The sequence below is a fragment of the Nonomuraea deserti genome, from assembly GCF_004348685.1.
GTDB classification, from domain to species: Bacteria; Actinomycetota; Actinomycetes; order Streptosporangiales; family Streptosporangiaceae; genus Nonomuraea; species Nonomuraea deserti.
Window position 1 is genome coordinate 1 of record NZ_SMKO01000396.1, and the last position, 1,700, is coordinate 1,700.

Annotated in this window: 1 protein-coding gene; it reads left to right on the forward strand. The window is 70.9% G+C overall.

The window, feature by feature from the left end; all coding sequences use genetic code 11:
* The coding region (locus E1292_RS50295) for a condensation domain-containing protein (RefSeq protein ID WP_246091067.1) at nucleotides 1–1,700 on the forward strand (1,700 nt) is incomplete at both ends.

Below are 1,700 nucleotides of genomic sequence, written 5' to 3' on the forward strand. Positions count from 1 at the left end.
TGTGGATGCGGGGGAGTTGCGCTCGTTCCTGGCCGACCGGTTACCGGGATACGCGATCCCGCCGGCGATCACGGTGCTGGACGAGCTGCCGCTGACCGCCAACGGCAAGATCGACAGATCCGCGCTCACCGCACTCGTCGCCGACATCCCGGAGACCACGGAGCACGAGCCGCCCGTCGGCCCCGCCGAGACCGTGCTCGCCACCATCTGGGCCGACCTGCTCGAACGTCCCGCCGTGCGACGTACCGACAACTTCTTCACCCTGGGCGGCGACTCGCTGCTCGCCACCCGCATGATCGCCCGGCTGCGCGCGGAAGGCGTCACCGACGCCAGGCTGAGTGTGCTGTTCCAGACGCCGGTGCTGGCGGACTTCGCGGCCACCCTCACCCTCGGCGAGGCGGCCGCGCCGGTCCCCGCGCTCGCCCCGGACGTGGCGCACCGGCACGACCCGTTCCCGCCCACCGAGGTGCAGCGGGCCTACTGGCTCGGCCGGGCCGAGCACTTCACGCTCGGCGGCGTCGGCTGCCACTTCTACACCGAGTTCGACGGCGACATCGACCTCGACCGGCTGGAAACCGCGTGGAACCTGCTGATCGAGCGGCACGAGATGCTGCGCGCCGTCTTCGACCAGGACGGGCTCCAGCGCATCCTGCCCGAGGTGCCGCGCTTCACCGTCGCCGCCGTCGACAGCGTCGAGGCCATGCGCGAGCAGATGTCGCACCAGGTGCTCGACGTGTCGGCGTGGCCGCTGTTCGACGCGCGGGCCGTACGCCACGAAGGCGGGGTGCGGCTCGGCGTCAGCTTCGACAACATCATCGTGGACGCGCTGAGCATGATGGTCTTCTTCGCCGAGCTCGACCAGCTCTACCACGACCCTGACACCATCCTGCCGCCGATCGGGGTGTCGTTCCGCGACTACCTGCTCGCCCAGGACCCCGATCCCGCCGTCTTCGAGACGGCCAAGGAATACTGGGCGGCCCGGCTCCCCGAGCTGCCGCCCGCCCCGCAGCTGCCGCTCCGCGTCGACCCTGCGCTGATCGGCCGGCCCAGGTTCGCCCGGCGCGAGCTCCGGCTGCCCGCCGCCCGGTGGCGGGCGATCACCGAGCTGGCCCGCCGGTACGAGCTCACCCCGGCCACCGTGCTGGCGGCGGCGTTCGGCGAGGTTCTGGGCACATGGAGCGCCCAGAAGGAGCTGACGCTCAACCTCACGCTGTTCGACCGGCGCGAGGTCCACCCCGACATCCACCGCGTGCTCGGCGACTTCACCTCGCTGCTGCTCGTCGGCTACCGGCAGGGCGCCGGCTGGCTGGACGGAGCCCGCAAGCTCCAGGAAGAGGTCTGGCGCGGCCTGGAGCACGGCGAGGTCTCGGCGGTCTGGGTGATGCGCGAGCTGGCCAGGCGGAACGCCGCGATCGAGATGACCATGCCGGTGGTGTTCACCAGCACGCTCGGGGTCGGTGGCGAGGGCATGGGCGGGCCGTCTTTCGCCGAACAGGTCTGGGGCGTGTCGCAGACCCCGCAGGTCTGGCTGGACAGCCAGGTGGGCGAGATCGACGGCGAACTGCTGGTCCGATGGGACGCGGTGGAGGAGTTGTTCGCGCCGGGGGTGTTGGATGCGATGTTCGGGGCGTATGGGGGGTTGTTGGAGTGGTTGGCGGAGGGTGATTGGTCTGGTGAGGTTCCCGCGTTGTTGCCTGGTG